The 20,386-nt window shown below is 42.6% G+C and carries 17 protein-coding genes and 2 pseudogenes; 1 reads left to right on the top strand and 18 read right to left on the bottom strand.

Annotated features, from left to right (window positions below; genetic code table 11):
• Positions 1–75: 75 nt before the first annotated feature.
• From PAN07_RS14890 to PAN07_RS14910, 5 genes are read right to left on the bottom strand one after another with little or no spacing between them, the layout of a single operon-like run.
• Positions 76–480: a PTS sugar transporter subunit IIA gene (locus tag PAN07_RS14890; protein WP_250307790.1), complete on the bottom strand. Its 405-nt coding sequence runs from the start codon at positions 478–480 to the stop codon at positions 76–78.
• 6 nt (positions 481–486) lie between these two features.
• The gene (locus tag PAN07_RS14895) at positions 487–1,302 is read right to left on the bottom strand and encodes a PTS system mannose/fructose/sorbose family transporter subunit IID (RefSeq protein WP_269798218.1); all 816 of its coding nucleotides are present in this window, start codon (positions 1,300–1,302) and stop codon (positions 487–489) included.
• Positions 1,289–2,194 carry a PTS mannose/fructose/sorbose/N-acetylgalactosamine transporter subunit IIC gene (locus PAN07_RS14900; protein ID WP_016466413.1) on the bottom strand — a complete coding sequence of 302 codons (906 nt, stop codon included), beginning with the start codon at positions 2,192–2,194 and terminating at the stop codon, positions 1,289–1,291. The genes PAN07_RS14895 and PAN07_RS14900 overlap by 14 nt, the downstream gene beginning before the upstream one ends.
• A gap of 26 nt (positions 2,195–2,220) precedes the next feature.
• Complete coding sequence (locus tag PAN07_RS14905) at positions 2,221–2,697, bottom strand: PTS system mannose/fructose/N-acetylgalactosamine-transporter subunit IIB (RefSeq protein WP_269798219.1); 477 nt, start codon at positions 2,695–2,697, stop codon at positions 2,221–2,223.
• Complete coding sequence (locus PAN07_RS14910) at positions 2,694–4,481, bottom strand: beta-galactosidase family protein (RefSeq protein WP_269798220.1); 1,788 nt, start codon at positions 4,479–4,481, stop codon at positions 2,694–2,696. The genes PAN07_RS14905 and PAN07_RS14910 overlap by 4 nt, the downstream gene beginning before the upstream one ends.
• 321 nt (positions 4,482–4,802) lie before the next feature.
• Between PAN07_RS14910 and PAN07_RS14915 the strand changes: the two genes are divergently transcribed.
• Positions 4,803–5,519: a GntR family transcriptional regulator gene (locus tag PAN07_RS14915; protein ID WP_142559029.1), complete on the top strand. Its 717-nt coding sequence runs from the start codon at positions 4,803–4,805 to the stop codon at positions 5,517–5,519.
• Between the two features lie 168 nt (positions 5,520–5,687).
• Here the strand turns inward: PAN07_RS14915 and purB are convergent, their stop codons facing one another.
• The 13 genes and pseudogenes from purB to PAN07_RS14980 all read right to left on the bottom strand — a co-directional run.
• A complete protein-coding gene (purB, locus tag PAN07_RS14920; RefSeq protein ID WP_269798221.1) occupies positions 5,688–6,986 on the bottom strand; it encodes an adenylosuccinate lyase in 1,299 nt (432 codons plus the stop codon).
• A gap of 56 nt (positions 6,987–7,042) precedes the next feature.
• Entirely contained in the window at positions 7,043–8,299 is a 1,257-nt protein-coding gene (locus PAN07_RS14925) for a DUF4041 domain-containing protein (protein WP_269798222.1), read from the bottom strand.
• A 5-nt stretch (positions 8,300–8,304) separates the two neighbouring features.
• Complete coding sequence (gene purK / locus PAN07_RS14930) at positions 8,305–9,396, bottom strand: 5-(carboxyamino)imidazole ribonucleotide synthase (protein WP_269798223.1); 1,092 nt, start codon at positions 9,394–9,396, stop codon at positions 8,305–8,307.
• Complete coding sequence (purE, locus tag PAN07_RS14935; protein WP_269798224.1) at positions 9,383–9,871, bottom strand: 5-(carboxyamino)imidazole ribonucleotide mutase; 489 nt, start codon at positions 9,869–9,871, stop codon at positions 9,383–9,385. Before purE ends, purK begins: the two co-directional genes overlap by 14 nt.
• 28 nt (positions 9,872–9,899) lie before the next feature.
• On the bottom strand, positions 9,900–10,016 hold the full coding sequence (locus PAN07_RS17480) for a phosphoribosylaminoimidazole carboxylase (protein WP_080980075.1): 117 nt from the start codon (positions 10,014–10,016) through the stop codon (positions 9,900–9,902).
• A 60-nt stretch (positions 10,017–10,076) separates the two neighbouring features.
• Positions 10,077–11,342 (bottom strand): phosphoribosylamine--glycine ligase, encoded by a 1,266-nt coding sequence (gene purD / locus PAN07_RS14945; protein ID WP_269798225.1) that lies wholly within the window; start codon positions 11,340–11,342, stop codon positions 10,077–10,079.
• Positions 11,343–11,463: 121 nt separating this feature from the next.
• Positions 11,464–13,011, bottom strand: coding sequence for a bifunctional phosphoribosylaminoimidazolecarboxamide formyltransferase/IMP cyclohydrolase (gene purH / locus PAN07_RS14950; RefSeq protein ID WP_269798226.1), 1,548 nt, complete (start codon positions 13,009–13,011; stop codon positions 11,464–11,466).
• Between the two features lie 76 nt (positions 13,012–13,087).
• Complete coding sequence (gene purN / locus PAN07_RS14955) at positions 13,088–13,642, bottom strand: phosphoribosylglycinamide formyltransferase (protein ID WP_269798227.1); 555 nt, start codon at positions 13,640–13,642, stop codon at positions 13,088–13,090.
• Positions 13,642–14,664, bottom strand: a complete 1,023-nt coding sequence (gene purM, locus PAN07_RS14960) for a phosphoribosylformylglycinamidine cyclo-ligase (protein WP_269798228.1) — start codon at positions 14,662–14,664, stop codon at positions 13,642–13,644. Before purM ends, purN begins: the two co-directional genes overlap by 1 nt.
• 48 nt (positions 14,665–14,712) lie before the next feature.
• Positions 14,713–16,152 (bottom strand): amidophosphoribosyltransferase, encoded by a 1,440-nt coding sequence (gene purF / locus PAN07_RS14965; protein WP_269798229.1) that lies wholly within the window; start codon positions 16,150–16,152, stop codon positions 14,713–14,715.
• 141 nt (positions 16,153–16,293) lie between these two features.
• Complete coding sequence (locus PAN07_RS14970) at positions 16,294–20,019, bottom strand: phosphoribosylformylglycinamidine synthase (RefSeq protein ID WP_269798230.1); 3,726 nt, start codon at positions 20,017–20,019, stop codon at positions 16,294–16,296.
• 55 nt (positions 20,020–20,074) lie between these two features.
• Positions 20,075–20,143 (bottom strand): annotated as a pseudogene (locus tag PAN07_RS14975) (phosphoribosylaminoimidazolesuccinocarboxamide synthase); the annotation flags it as partial.
• A gap of 76 nt (positions 20,144–20,219) precedes the next feature.
• A pseudogene (locus PAN07_RS14980) lies at positions 20,220–20,288 on the bottom strand (phosphoribosylaminoimidazolesuccinocarboxamide synthase); the annotation flags it as partial.
• Between the last annotated feature and the right edge of the window lie 98 nt (positions 20,289–20,386).

Consider the following 20,386-nt stretch of genomic DNA (forward strand, 5'->3'; position numbering starts at 1 on the left):
CATGGGAATGGGAGTAGATCCCATTCCCATTTATATGCTATGAAAGCTGTTTTAGCATTTTTAAGATGTTACATCTTATTCGTCTTCATCATCATCGAAGCTTGCCAATAAATCATTAACTTTCACAATGCTTTCTGATGCACGATTTTTGTAATCAGCATCGATGCCTGTTAGGCTTGCATTGATAAATTCAATGACCATCGGAAGATTCATCCCTGCATACAGTTCAATGTCACGACCTTCCATAATCAGACGGCTCACCACGTTACATGGTGTTCCACCAAGAAGATCTGCAAAGACTAGGAAATCATCCAATCCTTCAACAGCAGCTTCAAATTTAGCAGTAAATTCTTCTGGTCCATCTTCTGGAAGAAGAGCTACCGCATGAATGTTGTCTTGTGGTCCCATAATCATCTCTGTGCTACCTTTAAGTTCTTCACAGAAACGACCGTGACTCACTAAAATTAATGATTTAGTCATAATCAATTACATTCCAAGTGCAAATTTACCAAGAGCAGAAAGAGCTAAAGCAAGAGCAATGATGATACCGATAGCTTTTGTAGAGTTCATACCTTTCTTACCAAGCAACCAGAAGATGAATGCAGTGAAGATTGCTGGAAGCAAACGTGGGAAGATTGAGTTCAAGATGTCTTGGAAGTCAATCATCTTTTCACCGATTGGCAATTTGTAAGAAATTTCAAAGTTGATCATTGTTGCTACAAGAGCACCCATCATGAATACACCAAGTACAGATGCAGCTTCAATCAAAGCTGTCAAAGTACTTTGCATGTTGTTGATAAGGTTAACCCCTTCTTTGTATGCAAATTCCAACTGTTTCCAACGGAAGATGTCATACGCTACTGCAACTGCGATCCAAAGGAAGATACCCCAAGGTTGGCCAGCGATAGCCATTGTTGCAGCGATAGATCCCATGATAGCAGGTACAAGTGAACCAAAAATTGTATCTCCAAGAGGAGCGAATGGTCCCATCAAACCTGTCTTGATACCGTTAACCGCATCTTTTGAGACAACGCCATCTTTTTCTTCCATGGCAAGGTCAAAACCAGCGATGATTGTGTGGAAGAATGGTGAAGTGTTGAAGAATTGAGTATGAACTTTCATCATTTCTTTCAACTCAGGAGTTCCATCTCCATACATTTTACGTAATTGTGGCAAGATCATATAAAGGTAACCTGATGCTTGCATACGTTCGTAGTTCCATCCCAATTGGAAAGTGAACAAGCTACGTTTGTTAATTTGATTAAAATCTTCTTTTGTTAATTTGTAATTAGAATTCGTCATCTTCAATTTCCCCACTTTCTGATGGTGTAGAAGGTGCTGCTACAGCAACTTTTTGGCTGTTCTTGAAGTGAACAACTGCAAGGAAGATACCCACGATAGAGATACCGATCATAGACAATCCTTTGAAGTTGTTAACAAAGCCAATTTTTTCAGCAACTTCAGCAGGAAGAGTGCCAATGATTCCAGCAACTGCTCCACCAAGACTTGTTACGTTTGAGTAAAGTACAGTCAACATAGCTGTCAAACCGAATCCCATAGCAAGGTAGTGAAGGTTACGTTTAACTGGAAGGTAACGAAGCAAGATAGCGAATCCAAGACCTGGAAGCATACGACCTGCAAGAGTCAAACCGTCTGCAACCCATTGGTATTCTTTAACAAGGTTTACAACACCTTGTACGAATTCTCCACCGAAAGCAAGGGCGAAGAATACTGGAAGGGCACGAGATAGAGCCCAAGGAACTGCACCAAGAAGATAGTTACGTTCGATTCCTTTATAGTCAAAGCGTTCGATCGCAGCATCAATACGGTGAGCGAAGAATGTTGTAGTCATACGACCAAGTACGTCGAAGTAAGTCAAAAGTGCCGCTACTGGTACAGCGATTGTAGTAATCGCAAGATCTGTTTCGATACCTTGTGAAACTGAGAAAGCTGTCGCAAGAACCGCACCAGAAGTTGCGTCGATACGAGAAGCACCACCGAAGGTACCTACCCCAAGTACGAACAACTGCAAGCTACCACCGATAAACAAACCAGTAGTCAAATCTCCCATGACTAAACCAGTAATGAATCCGGCAAATACAGGGGAACCTGCAGATGAAACGATCGTCAACTCATCACAGATTTGATAAGCTGAGTAGAGCGTGAGTAGTAAAATTTGCCACCATTGTATCATAACAATGACCTCCTAAAAATTTTTTCCTATTTTAATAAGCTCAAAAAGTCTGAAACTGGATCATTTGGAACCATTTGAGCAGTAAGTTTTACACCTTTTTCCGCTAATTTACGGAAATCTTCTACATCTTTATCTACTACGTTGATAGAACGTGTGATAGGACGTGTTTCTGGTGTTTGAGACATATTACCGACATTGACTGTTTCAAGCGGCACACCTGCTTCTACCAAACCAAGGAAACGGTCTGGTTTTCTAGCAACGATTAGAACACGTTGGCTATCATATTTGCCAGCAAGAATGTTTGCTGCAGCTTTATCAATCGGCAAGATACTAAGTTTTACACCTGGCGGTGTTGCAAGTTTCAATCCACTCTTTTCAACATCGTTATTCACAACTTCGTTGTCTACAACCATGATACGTGAAACATTCAATTTTGCAGACCATAGATTAGCTACTTGCCCGTGGATCAAACGTCCATCGATACGGCATCCTACAATTGTCATAAATTTTCCCCCTTTATTTGTTTGAATTTTGGTTTACAAGTTAATTGTATGTGCTCCTTATATTCCCCTTCTGTTTCAAAGATAATGATGCGGTTAGCACCCTCCTTGAGATAGCTGTGTGGAATATAAAGAGATAAGGTTGGGCCGACATTCCAGAAACGTCCTAGATGGTGGCCGTTGACATAGGCAATCCCTTTACCAAACTCAGATAAGTCTAAGTAGGTATCCTTCGGCACCTCGACTTCAAAGTCGTAGGCGTAAAAGGCAGGCTGTCCTTCCGCCCATCCTTTAGTAAAATTAATCTTCTCAGGATTATCAAGTGGAAGCGGATATTGTTTCCAATTCAACATGAAGTGTAAGTCCTTGCAGACACCCGTACGAATTCCTTTGCGTTGAGTATCTGCTAAGAATTTATGTCCATAATTGACACGCCCCATATTTTCAATTAGTATATCAAAACAAGATAGCGTTTTCTTTTTACCTTGAACGAAGATATCTTCACCAATTTCAGTCTGGTACTGAGTTGCAACCCATTTCCCATCTACAAATAGCTGAGCTCTATCGCGTCCGTCAATAATTCGAATGCGTTCTTCATCTGCATCCCAACTTGCTTCCGTACGATAGAGTAGGTAGCCGTAACATTGTCCTAGCTCTTCCATTTTCTTAGGGTAGAGACTTTCAATCGGACTTGTCAGGCTATCCAAGGTTTCAAACAAGGAAACTTTTTCAACTAGCGGAATTGCTTCTACTTCCATACTCTCTTTGTAAAGCGGTTCAGATTGCGGATACTCAGGATAGTAAGTCGCCATCATTTCTTTCACTGCGAAATATTTAGCAGTTGGGTTTCCGGCTTCATCAAGAAGAGCGTCATAATCATAAGATGTCACCTGTGGCAAGTCAATGGTTCCTCGAGCAGAACAACCATTCATAAAGCCAAAGTTTGTCCCACCATGGAACATGTAAAGATTGATCGAACCGTGCTTTAATACCTCGTGGACTGCTTCAGCCAATTCCTCGGGATCTCGTTTGATGACTGGTTCTTTCCATCGATTAAACCATCCGTCCCAGAATTCCATACACATGAGTGGCCATTTTTTCCCATACTCATCAAAGAACTCTTGCATCTGCGAGAAGTTGTAATCAGCTCTAGAACCAAAGTTCCCAGTTACTAAGAGATCGTCTTCAATTAAGGTCCCAGCTTTTAAAGTAGCTCTCCACGGACCATCTGATGTAAAGAGCGGGCAGATAACTCCGCGCTCTTCCATCAAGCGTCGGATTTCTCTCAAATAGGTTTTGTCCTCACCGTAGGAGCCATACTCATTTTCAACCTGCATCATGAGAATATTCCCGCCATTTTCGAGTTGTCTCGAAACCAAGTGCGGAAGTAAGTGGTCATAGTAGCGACCAACCATCTCGATATAAGCTGGGCAAGATGAACGAATGCGCATATCCTTATTCAGGAGCCAAGCTGGCAAACCACCAAGTTCCCATTCGGCACAGATAAATGGAGAAGGGCGTACAATAGCATATAAGCCTAAGTCCTGTGCAATTTGAAGAAATCTTCCTATGTCAAGATTCCCTTCAAAGTCGAATGTTCCTTCTGTTGGCTTATGCATATTCCATGGAACATATGTTTCAACAGTATTGAAACCTAAAGCTTTGAGATTATAAAGCGAATGATACCAATCTTCTTTAGGGACTCTAAAATAATGAATTGCACCAGACAAAATCTTAAATGGTTCCCCATTTAGATAGAAATGATCTTCAATTTCAAATCTAGTCATTCTACCTCCCTATTTTTATAAAGTTTGCGCTTTCACTTATTGTTATATCAACTATATAACAATAAAGAGGTATTGTCAATACTTTTTGAAAGTTTATTTAAAATTTTTTCTTTTTTTTACTGTATTTTTCTAATAATAATCCCATAAAAATTTAAAAAACTATTTTTAAATAGCAACCTATATATATTTGCATTCGTGATTTATTTATATCTATTTTGACTTTTTGGTCTGTTTTTTTGATTTTTTTAGGAGTATTTCCTATTATTTTCAAAAATTTTATGTTAGAATCAAAATAGGAGAAGGAAATAACGAGGTAAAATTATGGCAATTCCAAAGTATCAATATATTAAAGACGAATTAAAAAATAAAATCATTTCAGGCCAATTCGCTAGTGGTGATAAGTTTTATACTGAGGCTGAATTGATTGCTATGTATGATGTTAGCTCGATTACAGTCGTACGCGCCTTGAATGATTTGGCTAAGGATGGCTACATCGTCCGCCAACAAGGTAAAGGGACTTTCGTAGCTCGTGCACGTAAACATAAGCTAGTTGAATTTTCTGATGTCGAAATCTTTGAAACAAAAGATGATAAGGTAACTGTTCTTTCTATCGAACGCGGCAATAAATTGAAGTATCTTTCAAAATTGGGCTTACGTGGAGATCAGTTCTACTACAAGATTGAACGTATCCGTGAATCAAATGGTATCATCTACATCTACCACAACTCGTACATCCCTGAACAGTATATCAATGCTAACTATCCAAACCTTGATTACTATAACTCTATCTATAAACGTTTCAAGCTGGATTACCATATCCACATGAACGATGAGCATTTTGAAGAGATTAACGAGATTGTTTTCCCTACTCCTGAAAATGTTGCTTCTAAATTAGGAATTGATCCTCAGTTCCCAACTGTGTATCAAACCAAGACCACTCAACTTGAATCAACAGGTCAGGTACTCGAATACATCGAAACTTATAAACGTTCTGATTTCTACAAAATCAAATTCCTATCATGTAATCGTGATCATTAATCAATTTAAAAAACCTAGAACTGTGTTCTAGGTTTTTTATGTACATATTCAATAAAAATGTAAAATTATTAGCAACCTTACTCGAAGAACTACTAAATTTTTAGTAAATCTTCACTAAATAAGTGAACACTTTAAAAGCGAGATAGAATCTCGCTTTTTTTATTATCATTAGTCACCCAAACCGATGCGTTCGAAGATGTCATCCACCCGTTTGGTGTAGTAAGTTGGGTTGAAGATTTCGTCGATTTCTTCTTGAGTGAGGCGTGAAGTTACTTCTGTATCTGCTTCAAGAAGTGGTTTGAAGTCGACTTGGTTATCCCATGATTGGGCAGTCTTTGGTTGAACAAGGTCGTAAGCTTGTTCACGCGTCATACCTTTTTCGATCAAAGTTAGCATCGCACGTTGGCTGAAGATCAAACCAAATGTAGAGTTCATGTTGCGGATCATGTTTTCTGGGAAGACTGTCAAGTTCTTAACGATATTTCCGAAACGGTTGAGCATGTAGTCAATCAAGATGGTTGTATCTGGTGTGATGATGCGCTCAGCTGATGAGTGCGAGATATCACGTTCGTGCCAGAGAGCGACGTTTTCATAAGCTGTTACCATGTGGCCACGAATAACACGCGCCAGACCTGTCATGTTTTCAGAACCGATAGGGTTACGTTTGTGAGGCATTGCTGAAGACCCTTTTTGCCCTTTAGCAAAGAACTCTTCTACTTCGCGTTGCTCAGATTTTTGAAGACCACGGATTTCCGTTGCCATACGCTCGATAGAAGTTGCGATGCTAGCAAGAACTGCAAAGTACTCAGCGTGAAGGTCACGAGGAAGGACCTGTGTAGAGATTTCTTGAGCACGGATACCCAATTTGTCGCAGACGTATTTTTCAACGAATGGTGGGATGTTGGCAAAGTTCCCAACCGCACCAGAAATTTTACCAGCCTCAACACCAGCAGCCGCATGCTCGAAACGCTCGATATTGCGCTTCATCTCACTGTACCAAGTCGCCAATTTAAGACCAAAAGTTGTCGGCTCAGCGTGCACACCGTGCGTACGACCCATCATGATGGTGAACTTGTGCTCCTTAGCCTTATCAGCGATGATGTTAGTGAAGTTTTCAAGGTCACGACGGATGATATCGTTGGCCTGCTTGTAGAGGTAACCGTAGGCAGTGTCGACCACGTCAGTAGACGTCAAACCATAGTGAACCCACTTACGCTCTTCACCAAGCGTCTCAGAAACCGCACGCGTGAAGGCAACCACATCGTGACGAGTCTCCTGCTCAATCTCCAAAATACGGTCGATGTCAAAGTCCGCCTTCTCGCGAATCAAAGCCACATCTTCCTTAGGGATTTCCCCCAACTCAGCCCATGCCTCGTCAGCCAAGATTTCCACCTCAAGCCAAGCACGGTATTTATTTTCTTCACTCCAAATATTCGCCATCTCAGGGCGAGAGTAACGTTCGATCATGTTTTCTTTTCCTTTCTGTTGATGTTTCACATCAGTTGGCAAGTAAGGGATACTTATTATGACTGTTTATCTTCAATAGCTTTGGTTTGCCTGTATTCAAATGCTTCAGCATCTTCATTCAGCTCTACCGTTAATTCTTTATGGGTTGCTAGAATATTTCTAATTTCTTCAAAGGAAACTTTGAAATACTCTTTTCGTCCATTCACCTTATTTACTTTATAATTAGCAAGTTGATTGTGCAATTCTGTTTCCAGTGCAAATGCTTCCTCACTAAATATCAACGCATGGACATCAAATTGGAATGGTACAGATGCACTGCTCAATTCCCTAATTCGTTCCAACGGCTCTAAACGGCGAGTTACTCCAATTTTATATACATTTTCACCAAAAGAACCTATGTTAGATATTACATATACATATCCTGCCGTTGCATGGCCTTCTCTATAATCAATATCTTCTTCAATTTCATCTAATTCAGATAGTTTATCTTGATATTCAGCTAATTGGCGTCTGAGTTCATCTACTTCATCATTTTTTGCTTCTTTCAGTAACTCTGTTACCTTGGCAACCATATTCTTAAAGTGATCTCTGTCCTTCTCCAATTGTTTTCGTTTCGCTTTAATCTCAGCTTGAAGTTTTTTATCCTCTCGTTCCTTTTCCCGCTGTTCACGAAGCAACTCTTTTTCTTCTTGTTTCTGAAGTTCATACTCAGCTGCTAAACGTAGTTCTTCAATTTTCAAGTCTAAATATGGATAAGTGATTTCAATTAAATTCCGTGAATACATTTTATTCAACTGTTCAAACACTTTTCTTAAAGCTTTAATTTTATTGTCAACATTTACCACTGAAACCTTGACTAAAAGAGCATCAGTCTCACCATTAAAGCCTCTTAAAGCTGCTTTAATTAGTTGATTCTGCATAGCCTTTCCTTTACTTTTACTATTATCTAAGAGCATAGGAGTGATTATTCTTCCAGCAGTTCCATTTTTAACCATGGATTTTTGTTGCATTCTTAAAGAATCTAATTTATCTTTATACTTTGTACTATCAGAAAAGCTATATTGTCTTTCAAAGAAACCAAATTCCTGCAAATTTAGATTGCCATTTGCGATGGCAATTTCCTCGTTTAATTGAGCTAACTCATTTCTCTTCTGGGCAAGTTCAGTATCTAGCGAGATTACTTCTTTCCCTTTTTTTATTTGTTGCTCTAATTTGGCTAGATCTACCTTTTTTACTTCAATATCATCGGTAAGTTTTTGTAACTTAGCTTCTAATATTTCATCTTTTGGTTTTCCAAAATTAAATAATCCCATAATTTTTAATCAAACTCTTCTTTCCCAAACTCCTCAACCTCATCCGGCACACTACTAAACAAAGTCACGTGTCCCATCTTGCGGTTGTGCTTCGCTTCTATTTTACCATACAGGTGGAGGTGGGCGCTTGGATTTTCTGTGGCATATTTCTCAGCGGCCTCGACATGCTGGCCCAGAACATTGAGCATGACGGCTGGTGCATGTAGGTGGATAGCTGGCAATGGTGCTCCGAGAACACCGAGAATATGGGTGTCAAACTGGGAGAAGTCGCAGGCTTCAATGGAGTAGTGGCCAGAATTGTGTGGACGTGGCGCAATTTCATTGACAATGATGTCATCAGCAGTCGCAAACATTTCCACACAGAGAGTTCCTGACAAGTTCAGCTGTTCAGCAATTCGCACTGCCATGGCTTTGGCTTTATCAGCCAGACTTTCTGAAATGCGAGCTGGGACAATGGTTTTCGAAAGAATGTTGTTGCGGTGGATATTTTCCTGAACCGGGAAAACTGTCACGTCCTTGCCATTTCCTGACACGATGACAGAAATCTCAAGGTCAAAGTTGACAAATTCCTCCAAAACACAGTCTGCTGAGTCTGCTAGTGCATAGGCTTCTTCCAAGTCTGCTTCTGAGCGAATGACCTTTTGCCCATGTCCATCGTAGCCACCGGTCGCAGTCTTAAGGACATAGTTTTTAGAAAGGTCGATATCTGCCAAATCCTGGCTTGAAGTCACAACCTTGTAGGGTGCCACAGTGACTTGTGCCTTGTTTGAGAGAAAGTCCTTTTCAAAAATACGATTTTGAGAAATACGGAGCAGATCTGTCCCTTGAGGGAGTTGACCATCCTTGATGACAGCATCCAAACCATCGGCATCGACATTCTCAAACTCATAGGTGAGGACATCGCAACGCTCCGCCAACTGACGAAGGGCATCCACATCATTATAAGGCGCCACGATGATTTCCGCCACACGAGAGGCTGGGCAATCCGCCGCAGGATCCAGCGCGATAACCTTGTGTCCCATGTAGATAGCAGAAATAGCCATCATCTGACCCAGCTGACCACCACCGATAATTCCGATTGTTTTAGATGAGCTCATTTGTCGACTCCTCTGCGATTTTTCCTTGTTCTTCTGCAAAATCTGCCAAAGCTGTCGCAATAGCCTGATCCTCTACCGAGAGAAGACGGAGGGCAAAGAGAGCAGCGTTTGTCGCCCCTGCTTCACCGATAGCCATAGTTGCGACTGGTACTCCACCTGGCATCTGTACGATCGAGTAGAGCGAGTCCACGCCACTAAGAGCACGTGATTTGACTGGTACTCCAATAACAGGTAGTGTGGTTTTGGCTGCTACCATACCTGGCAAATGAGCTGCGCCACCAGCACCTGCAATGATAACCTTGATGCCACGGCTACGAGCTTCTTCGGCATGTTTGAACATGAGATCAGGTGTACGGTGGGCAGAGACAACTTTCTTTTCGTAGACTACACCGAAGCGGTCTAGGACTTCTGCTGTTTTTTTCATGGTTGCCCAGTCGGATTTTGAGCCCATGATGATGGAAATTACTGGTTTCATTTCTTCTCCTTTTTCTTCCTTTCAACAATCACCTTAGGTTGTGAGGGACGGCAGCAGCCACCAAAGGTGTCTCATGCCTAAATCGGAAGCCCAAGGTCTTCCGATTTCCCTGAACGATTGGCTTATAATCCAATCGTTCTTTCACAACGGCGGTGATTGCTCTATATCAGCTCGCTTTCGCTCGCCATGACAAAGTTAGTATCTGTTAATCTTTTATTGCTTTACTACCAATGTCGTTTCGGTAGAAGAGGCCTTCTGTGTTTTGTTTGTTGAGCTGGTTGTAGATGATATTTTGGGCTTCTTTGACAGTATCTGCTGTGGTAACCAGCATGTAGACACGTCCACCATTTGAGAGGAGGTCTTGGCCATTTTCAGCGAATTTAGCACCGGCATAGTATGTGATGATGTCACCGTCTGTCTTGGCTGGAAGCTTGACACCCTTCTCATAAGCGAGGGGGTATCCGTTTGATGCTACAACCACGCCCAATGTCACACCCTTGTCTGTCCAAGTGATGGCCGGCTCTTTGCTATCCAAAATGTCGGTGATGTTTTGTGCAAAGTCAGATATCAAACGAGGCAAGATGATTTGCGTTTCAGGATCGCCAAAACGAGCGTTGAACTCGATGACTTTGGGTCCATCAGCTGTCAAGATAAGACCAGCGTAAAGGACACCAAGATACGGACAACCTTCTTTAATCATCCCTTCGAGGACTGGCTTGACAATAGTCTCCACTGCCGTATCAACTACACTCTGTGGTAAGTGTGGAACTGGCGCATAGGCACCCATCCCCCCAGTGTTAGGACCTTTGTCGCCATCATATGCACGTTTGTGGTCCTGAGCCGTAGGCATGATGTAGAACTTGTCCCCATTGACAAAGGCAAAGAGAGAGAATTCTTCTCCATCCAGGAATTCCTCGATGACCACACGCGCACCTGAGTCACCGAATTTATTGTCCAAAAGCATCTCATGAGCAGCTTCAACTGCTTGCTCAACCGTCTCCGCAACAACGACACCTTTCCCAAGAGCCAAGCCATCCGCCTTGACGACGATTGGAGCGCCTTTCTCCTCGATATACGTCTTAGCTTCCTCGAAATTTGAAAATGTGCCATAGGCTGCTGTCGGAACGTTGTATTTGACCATGATTTCCTTAGCAAAATCCTTAGACCACTCAAGTTCAGCCGCAGCCTTGGTCGGACCAAACGCCTTGAGACCAGCTTCATTGAAATCATCCACGATTCCAGCGGCAAGAGCATCATCTGGGCCAATAAAGGTCCAAGCAATATCGTTGGCTTTTGCAAAGTCAATCAATTTAGAATGTTCGGAAATAGAGATGTTTACCAATTCCAGACCATCCAGAGTCATCCCGTCATTACCAGGAGCCACAAAAACCTGCTCAACGTTTGTAGACTCCAACAACTTCTTGGCAATCGCATACTCACGACCGCCCGAACCGACAACCAACAGTTTCATCTCTCAACCTCTTTTGCGAATTATTTACTAATATTATATCATAAACGTTCGCTTTAATCTTGTTTCGCTTAGCTTTTTAATCAAAAAAAGGAAAGAAACTGTTTTCTTCCCTTTTCTTTTCTTAATGTCTAAAATGTCTCACGCCTGTGAAGACCATAGTCAAGCCGTATTTATCAGCAGCTTCGATAGACTCTTGGTCACGGACTGACCCCCCTGGCTGGATGATGGCCTTGATACCTGCCTTGGCGATTTCTTCCACATTATCCGCAAATGGGAAGAAGGCATCCGAAGCAAGGACAGCGCCGTCAAGGCGGTTTTTAGCTTGGTCAATAGCAATACGAACTGAAGCCACACGGTTAGTTTGACCTGGGCCAACACCAAGTGTCATGTGGTCATTAGTCACGATGATTCCGTTTGATTTGACATACTTGATAGCCTTCCAAGCAAACTCAAGAGCTGTCGCTTCTGTCTCAGTTGGTTGACGTTTGGTAACCACTTGCCAGTCAGCTGGACTTTCTTTCACAACGTCTTGGTTTTGAACGAGAAGACCACCAACAACACCAGTGTATTCTGCTTCCACTTCACTAGCATCTTGAGCGTCAAATGGCAAGGCAAGGATACGCAAGTTTTTCTTCTTAGTTGTCAAGATTTCAAGCGCTTCGTCAGAATAGCTTGGCGCGATGATGATTTCAAGGAAAACGCCGTGCATCTTCTCAGCTGTCGCAGCATCTACCTCACGGTTAAGAACGACGATTCCACCAAAGATAGACACTGGATCAGACTCATAAGCGTAGTCCCAAGCAGTCTCGATGTCATCAGCCTGACCGATTCCACATGGGTTCATGTGTTTCAACGCCACAACGGTTGGACGGTCTTTGAAATCACGGATGATCCTGATTGCTGCATCCGCGTCACGGATATTGTTGAAGGACAATTCCTTCCCGTTGAGCTGTTTCGCTGAAGCAATCGAATAGTCAGTCGGTATAGCTTTTTGGTAGAAATCTGCATCTTGTTGAGGGTTTTCACCGTAACGCATTGGTTGCTTAAGGTCATAAGTCAAAGTGAGTTTCTCAGGTTTACTTTCCCCTACTTGAGCTGTGAAGTATTCTGCAATCAAGGCATCGTAAGCCGCTGTGTGACGGAATACTTTTGCTGCCAAACGTTGGCGAGTTTCGTAAGAGGTTTCACCGTTTGCTGCCAATTCGTCCAAAACTACAGCGTAGTCAGCAGGATCTACCACAACTGTGACGCTAGCGTGGTTCTTCGCTGCAGAACGAAGCATAGATGGACCACCGATATCGATGTTTTCAACTGCATCAGCGTAAGTCACGTCTGGTTTGAGGATGGTTTCCTTAAATGGGTAAAGGTTGACTACTACAAGGTCGATCAATTCGATATTATTATCCTTAGCAGCTTCTAGGTGACTATCAAGGTCACGACGAGCGAGGAGGCCTCCGTGGATATTTGGGTGGAGGGTCTTGACACGACCATCCATCATTTCTGGGAAACCAGTCACATCATCGATGGCAATGGTATCAACACCAGCATTGTCAAGTGCAACCTTGGTACCACCTGTTGAGATGATATCCCAACCGAGTTTTTTGAGTTCTTGGGCAAATTCAACAATGCCCGCTTTGTCTGAGACACTAATTAGTGCGCGTTTAGTCATTTTCTTTCTTTTCCTTTTTTAAAAAAGTTCTTCATCTGCTACAGTCAAAAATGTTTTTTTCAACTCTAGGACTTCCTTATTTTCGTGTAGCCCCCAAACGTTCCAAAACTTCTGGATAGAGTTTGTACTCTGTTTCGTGGATGCGAGTCTCGAAAGTATCAAGGGTATCTCCTTCAAGGCGTGGCACACGGACTTGTTTGATAACCTTACCGGTATCAACACCAGAGTCCACCCAGTGAATAGTCACGCCAGACTGGTCCACACCTGCATTCCAAGCATCCTCAATACCATGAGCGCCTGGAAATTCAGGGAGAAAAGCTGGGTGAATATTGATGATGCGAGCTTCATAAGCCGCTAGCAAGGTTGGACCGACGATTTTCATATAGCCTGCGAGACAAACCAAGTCAATCTCGTGCTCATCCAAGAGCTCGACAATGGCTCCTTCGTAGTCTGCTTTGCTCTCAAACTCCTTGAGTTCGAAGGCATAAGATAAAACCCCTAGCTTTTCGGCACGTTCTAAAACGTAGGCATCCCGGTGATCTGAAAAGACAAATTCTACTGGAAATTGTTCCGCAATCACCTGAAAGTTTGAGCCGTTACCAGAGGCAAAAACAGCAATTTTTTTAGCCATTATTTAATCACCACACTTGCGCCATCTTTCTTCACAATTCGACCGATTTCATAAACAGGTTCGTCAAGAAGTTCTTTGACACGTTCCACATTCTCTGGTTTTACTGCAAGCATGAGACCGATACCCATGTTGAAGATTTCAAACATTTCTTCGTGTTTGATTTGGCCATATTTTTCAAGGGCTTTGAAAATTGGAAGAACTGGAACTTTGCTTTCGTCAACTTCAGCAGCCAAATCATCCGCGAACATACGTGGTACATTTTCGATGAAACCACCACCTGTGATGTGGGCAATACCATTCACCAATTCCTCTTTAATGAGTGGCAAGACAGCCTTGACATAGATACGAGTTGGCTCCAAAAGAACGTCTTTGAGTTTCTTGCCTTCCAATTCTGGCAAGACTTCCTCACCTGTATAATCGGCAAAAACACGACGGACGAGCGAGTAACCATTTGAGTGGATACCACTGGAAGCAAGTCCGAGAAGGACGTCTCCCTCTGCTACTTTTGAACCGTCGATGATTTGGCTTTTTTCAGCTACACCTACTGCGAAACCAGCCAAGTCATAGTCGTCTTCACCATACATACCAGGCATTTCAGCAGTTTCCCCACCGATGAGGGCCGCACCTGCTTGTACACAACCTTCAGCCACACCAGCTACAACCTGTTCTAGTTTAGCTGGTTCATTTTTACCAGTTGCGATATAGTCCAAGAAGTAGAGGGGCTCCGCACCTGCAGCAATGATGTCATTGACACACATAGCCACACAGTCTTGTCCGATGGTATCGTGTTTGTCATACTTGATAGCAAGCATGAGCTTGGTTCCAACACCGTCAGTTCCTGAGATCAAAACAGGCTCTTTAACACCTGTTTTTGAAAGGTCAAACATACCACCAAAACCACCAAGAGCTCCCATAACACCTGCACGCTCCGTACGTGCCACGTGTTTTTTAATTCGTTCAACAACTTCATAACCCGCTTCAACATCCACACCAGACTGCGCATAAGCATTTTTATTCGTCATTTTCATCTCCTTTTCCTTTGCTTCTCTGGAGAATTATTCTTCTACCAATTAATAAAAACTCGTCTTTTCGCCTAAACTTCTACGGTACTCTTCTTCGTAATCGTAGAGAGGCGTTGGGTAATCCCCATCAAAGTAAGACACGCAGAGCCCACCATTTGGTGCATCTGTTTCAATGCCGATAGAGTCAATTAATCCCTCAATAGAAAGATAAGTTAGACTGTCTGCACCAATGATTTGGCAGGTTTCTTCTACCGTATGATTGGCTGCTATCAACTCCTGACGGGTCTGAATGTCAATCCCGTAGAAACATGGGTAGGCTAGAGCTGGACTTCCAATAGCAACGTGGACTTCAGATGCACCAGCTTCCTTCAGCAACTGAACAATTCGACGTGATGTTGTTCCTCGTACAATGGAGTCATCGATCATAACGACACGTTTACCTTTTACAACACCAGAAACAGCAGATAACTTCATACGTACCCCTTGCTCTCGCAACTCTTGAGTTGGTTGGATAAAGGTGCGTTGGGTGTACTGATTCTTGATGAGACCCATTTCATTTGGCAGACCTGATTCTTCGGCAAAGCCCATAGCTGCACTGAGTGAGGAATTGGGTACCCCCACCACAATATCCGCCTCATGCTTAAATTCACGGGCTAGCTGGGCTCCCATTCTCTTTCGAGCTGTATGGACATTAACTCCATGGATATTAGAGTCGGGACGTGCAAAGTAGATATACTCCATGGAACAGATAGCTAATTGAGTTTCATCTGTATAACTATCATACTGGATACCACTATCATCAATAATGACAATCTCACCAGGTTTCACATCACGAATCCACTCTGCTCCAATAACCTCAAAAGCACAGGTTTCAGAAGAAACAACCACTGCTCCATTAGCTAATTTCCCGATAGAAAGGGGACGGAAACCATTTGGATCTAAAGCTGCAATCAGCTTATCTTCAAACATTAAGAGGTAGGCAAAACCACCTTTGACAAGGCTGAGCGCTTCTTTGACTTTCCCCATCAGGCTTGGATTGTGACTTCGGCGAATCAAATGAGCCAGAATCTCTGAATCAGAGGTCGAGCTAAAAATTGCTCCTCTTTGTTCTAGTTCTGTCTTTAGAGATGCAGCATTGGTCAAATTCCCATTATGAGCCAAACCAAACTGCATATCATGAAAGCGAAAGAAGAAGGGTTGAATATTGTCAACAGACGCTTCTCCAGCAGTCGCATAACGCACATGTCCAATAGCTCCTGCTCCTGTCAGTTTATCCAATTTCGCTGGATTTCTAAAAACTTCTGATAGGAGCCCCATATCACGATGGCGTTTCAATTTTCCTTGATCATTAGAGAGAATACCTGCCCCCTCCTGACCGCGGTGTTGAAGACTATGGAGTCCAAAATAAGTTAATTTAGCAGCTTCGGGATGACCCCAAATACCAAACACGCCACATTCCTCATTAAGAGATTTTACTTCGTATGTCATTTTTTATACCTAATTTATATTTATGTATCATTCCTTTAGTAGCAGGAACGCTCTCAACAACAAATCATTTGCAATTATCGCAAGTTAAGTCTACTTGATTTTAGATTTACTGATGATTATCTATTAGAAAATCTACAAATCTTATTTCCCAGTAAAGTATTTCACAGCTGATGCAAAGAGATGTTGGTCTTTATTTCCTGGAATATTTTGGAAGAGACCGTCTTCAAAACGTTCTGAGTGACCCATCTTCCCAATGATTTGACCGTTCTTACTTGTAATACCTTCGATAGCATTGACAGATCCGTTAGGATTGTATTTTGAATCCATGCTTGGTTTACCGTCAAAGTCAACATATTGGGTAAAGATTTGACCATTGTCACGAAGCTCTGCGAATTCCTCGGCTGTCACGACAAACTTCCCTTCACCGTGTGATACTGGGATGGCATGGATGTCACCAACCTTCACTCCAGCAAGCCATGGTGAGTTGGTGTTAGCAATACGTGTTTCCACCATCTTCGCCACGTGCTGGTTGGCATCATTGTAGAAGAGAGTTGGGCTCGTACTGCTTGCATCTTCAAAGTTACCGTATGGAAGGAGACCTGATTTGACAAGAGCTTGGAATCCGTTACAGATACCAATGATTAATCCACCACTTTCGATGAAGCTATCGATAGCTTCACGCACTTTTTCGTTAAGCAAGATATTAACGATAAATTTAGCTGATCCATCTGGTTCATCGGCTGCTGAGAAGCCACCGGCAAAGAAGAGAATATTGGCTTTCTCTATGTTGTCAACCATGGTCTCAACAGATTTGACAATCGCTTCTTCGTTGAGTGTGACAAATGGTACCAAGTTGACTTTCGCACCTTCTTTTTCAAAGGCCTTAGCGGAGTCATATTCTGAGTTGGTACCTGGGAATACTGGAATGTAAACCACTGGTGTCTCAACTGTTTCTTTAGCTTTGATCACAACATCTGACGTTACAGCAGGCACTTCTTCGATTTCAGTTGCCTGTGCAAATTCCGTTGGGTAAACTTCTTCCAATTTACCTTGGAAGGCACTGTCAAGTTTGTGTCCATCAAGCGTTACACCATTGACAACTAGTGTAAAGTCAGTTTCTGTTTGTCCAATCTTGGCAACACCTGCAATTTCTTCAGGCGATGTGAAGATGAATCCACCTAATTGAGCTGTCAAGCTAGTGTCAAGGTCAGCTAATTCAACGTTAGCTCCGATATGGTTACCAAATGTTGCAAGGGCAAGAGCTTCAACCACACCACCATATTTAACAGCTGATGCAGCTGTCACTTTGTGGTCAGCTTGGATAGCTTCAAATTGAGTAAAGTTAGATTTAATAAGATCGAAGTCAATTTCTTGTGCCAAAGCTTGACCAGGAATGTAGTAAATATTCTCACCAGCAGCTTTGAATTCTGGAGAAAGAACCTTACGGCTATCTGCAGTTGTGACACCAAAAGCAACCAAGGTTGGTGGTACGGTTAATTCTTCAAAGGTACCAGACATAGAGTCTTTCCCACCGATAGATGGCAAACCAAGTTGAATCTGAGCTTCAATGGATCCAAGAAGAGCTGCTACTGGTTGACCAAAACGCTCTGCTTGTTTATCCATCCGCTCGAAGTATTCTTGATAAGAGAATCGAGCCTTAGACCAGTTGGCACCAGCAGCAACCAAACGAGCGGTTGCTTCGATGACTGCATAAGCCGCACCATGATATGGAGACCATTCGGCGATATAAGGGTTGAACCCTTGCGCCATAACAGAAGCAGTTGTTGTCACGCCATGTTGAACTGGCAATTTCTGTACAGAAGCTTCCGTTGGTGTGATTTGATAGCGACCTCCAAGTGGGTGATTGACTGTTGAACGACCAACTGAGCTATCAAAGATGGTTTGTAGCCCTTTTTGACTAGCATGGTTGAGGTCAGACAAGACTTTGATAGTATCAAATTCCAGTGTTTCAGCAGATGTTTGACGTTCTTCTGGAAGCTTGACATCCTTGTCAAGCACCTTAGCATCTACGACTACACGCACACCGTTCGTATCAAGGAAACGACGTTCCAAATCAACGATAGTTTCGCCATTCCAGTGCATAACAAGATTTGGTTTTTCAGTCACTGTCGCAACGACAACAGCATCAATGTTTTCCTTGTTACATTCTGCTATGAAGGCATCTACATCTTCTGGACGAACTACCACGGCCATCCGTTCTTGAGATTCAGAGATAGCAATTTCTGTACCATTCAAGCCTTGATATTTAAGAGGCACCTTGTTAAGGTTGATTTCAAGACCATCTGCTAATTCACCGATAGCCACACAGACCCCACCAGCACCAAAGTCATTTGATTTCTTGATAAGACGTGTCACTTCCCCATTACGGAAAAGACGTTGAATCTTACGTTCTTCAATGGCGTTCCCTTTTTGAACCTCAGCACCAGCTGTTTCAACAGATTCAACCGTTTGAACTTTAGAAGAACCTGTCGCACCACCGACACCGTCACGTCCAGTTTTACCACCGAGGAGGATAATAGCGTCGCCAGCTTCCGGTTTTTCACGGACCACATTGCCCTTAGGAGCCGCACCAACAACTGCACCTAGCTCCATCCGCTTAGCAACGAAACCTGGGTGGAAGTATTCACGAACGTAAGTTGTTGCAAGACCAATTTGGTTACCGTATGAAGAATAACCGTGAGCCGCTGTTTTAGAAATGACTTGTTGTGGCAATTTACCAGCACGAGTTTCAGCAATTGGTGTTGTAATATCACCAGCACCTGAGATACGCATAGCTTGGTAAACGTATGAACGACCTGACAATGGGTCACGAATAGCCCCACCGATACAAGTAGCCGCTCCACCAAATGGTTCAATTTCCGTTGGGTGGTTGTGAGTTTCATTTTTGAACATGAGAAGCCATGGTTCTTTGACACCATTGACATCCACCTCAATTTCAACTGAGCAGGCATTGATTTCATCAGATACTTCCATGTCATCCAAACGACCATTAGCACGCTCATAACGACCAAAAATAGTCGCCATATCCATCAAGGTCTGAGGTTTTTCCGTACGTCCCAACTCATCACGCATGGCGATATATTTGTCATAAGTCGCTTGCAATTGTTTTTGGAATTTAGAAGCTGAGAAGTCGATGTTTTTCAACTCAGTTTCGAAAGTGGTGTGACGACAGTGGTCAGACCAGTAAGTATCCAAGACCTTCAGTTCCGTCTCAGTTGGCACCCGTCCAATAGACTTGAAGTAATCTTGAATGAAGAGAAGATCATCCACTTCCATGGCCAAGCCTTGCTCAGCCTTATACTGTGCAAAATCTTCTGCAGTATATGTTTCAAAGAAATCCAAGCTTGGAATGGTCTTGTCAGACTCAGAGAAATCCTGTTTCGCAATACCAACAGTGATATCTTTGAAACGAGAATCCACTGGATTCAAGAGGTAGTTCTTGACAGCTTCCAACTCATTCACATCAATATCCTTGTTAACCAAGTAGAGTTGTGCTGTATTAACCGTTACATCATTTGAACTACCAAGCAACAGCAAAGCTTCCTGTGAAGAAGCTGCACGTTGGTCAAATTGACCAGGCAAGCTTTCGATAGCAAAGAAAGTATAATTCTCAAGATCAGCCTGAACCGCAGCTTCATCTAAAACAGTATCGGTCACTTGCTCAGAGAAGATGTGTTTTTCCGCACGCGCAAACAAATCCTCTGCCAAATTAAAGACATCGTAAACCTGAACAATACGAAGATCCTTCAAGGTTTTCAACTGAAGATTATGCTGCAATTCCTTTACTAAAGAGTCCGATTTCACACGAAAATCAGCTTTTTTCTCAACGAAAATACGTTTATCCATTTTCTTTCCTTTATCTATTTCTATTTAAAAATTGTAGTGACGACCAAGTAAAACTTTACTTCAATCCCTGCAGTTTTTCCCAAACAATCTCGTAAACGTCGGTTAATTCACCTAGACCTCTACGGAGTGTAAAGGTCCGGGGGACCTTTGCAGCCTGAGTCCATACATCTGAGAGACGAAGGTTTTCCGTTTCTAACAGCTTATTTCAAAGCTTGCAATTTTTCCCAGACAATCTCGTAGACGTCGGTTAATTCACCTAGACCTCTACGGAGTGTAAAGGTCCGGGGGACCTTTGCAGCCTGAGTCCATACATCTGAGAGACGAAGGTTTTCCGTTTCTAACAGCTTATTTCAAAGCTTGCAATTTT

The organism is Streptococcus sp. SM5, from assembly GCF_027497975.1.

Coding starts and splice junctions, on each gene's coding strand:
- PAN07_RS14915 (WP_142559029.1), top strand. CDS start 4,803: ATGGCAATTCCAAAGTATCAATATATTAAAGACGAATTAAAAAATAAA.
- PAN07_RS14900 (WP_016466413.1), bottom strand. CDS start 2,194: ATGATACAATGGTGGCAAATTTTACTACTCACGCTCTACTCAGCTTAT.
- PAN07_RS14910 (WP_269798220.1), bottom strand. CDS start 4,481: ATGACTAGATTTGAAATTGAAGATCATTTCTATCTAAATGGGGAACCA.
- purB (WP_269798221.1), bottom strand. CDS start 6,986: ATGATCGAACGTTACTCTCGCCCTGAGATGGCGAATATTTGGAGTGAA.
- PAN07_RS14925 (WP_269798222.1), bottom strand. CDS start 8,299: ATGGGATTATTTAATTTTGGAAAACCAAAAGATGAAATATTAGAAGCT.
- purD (WP_269798225.1), bottom strand. CDS start 11,342: ATGAAACTGTTGGTTGTCGGTTCGGGCGGTCGTGAGTATGCGATTGCC.
- PAN07_RS14890 (WP_250307790.1), bottom strand. CDS start 480: ATGACTAAATCATTAATTTTAGTGAGTCACGGTCGTTTCTGTGAAGAA.
- purK (WP_269798223.1), bottom strand. CDS start 9,396: ATGAGCTCATCTAAAACAATCGGAATTATCGGTGGTGGTCAGCTGGGT.
- purF (WP_269798229.1), bottom strand. CDS start 16,152: ATGACATACGAAGTAAAATCTCTTAATGAGGAATGTGGCGTGTTTGGT.
- purE (WP_269798224.1), bottom strand. CDS start 9,871: ATGAAACCAGTAATTTCCATCATCATGGGCTCAAAATCCGACTGGGCA.
- purH (WP_269798226.1), bottom strand. CDS start 13,011: ATGACTAAACGCGCACTAATTAGTGTCTCAGACAAAGCGGGCATTGTT.
- PAN07_RS14970 (WP_269798230.1), bottom strand. CDS start 20,019: ATGGATAAACGTATTTTCGTTGAGAAAAAAGCTGATTTTCGTGTGAAA.
- PAN07_RS14895 (WP_269798218.1), bottom strand. CDS start 1,302: ATGACGAATTCTAATTACAAATTAACAAAAGAAGATTTTAATCAAATT.
- PAN07_RS14905 (WP_269798219.1), bottom strand. CDS start 2,697: ATGACAATTGTAGGATGCCGTATCGATGGACGTTTGATCCACGGGCAA.
- purM (WP_269798228.1), bottom strand. CDS start 14,664: ATGACGAATAAAAATGCTTATGCGCAGTCTGGTGTGGATGTTGAAGCG.
- purN (WP_269798227.1), bottom strand. CDS start 13,642: ATGGCTAAAAAAATTGCTGTTTTTGCCTCTGGTAACGGCTCAAACTTT.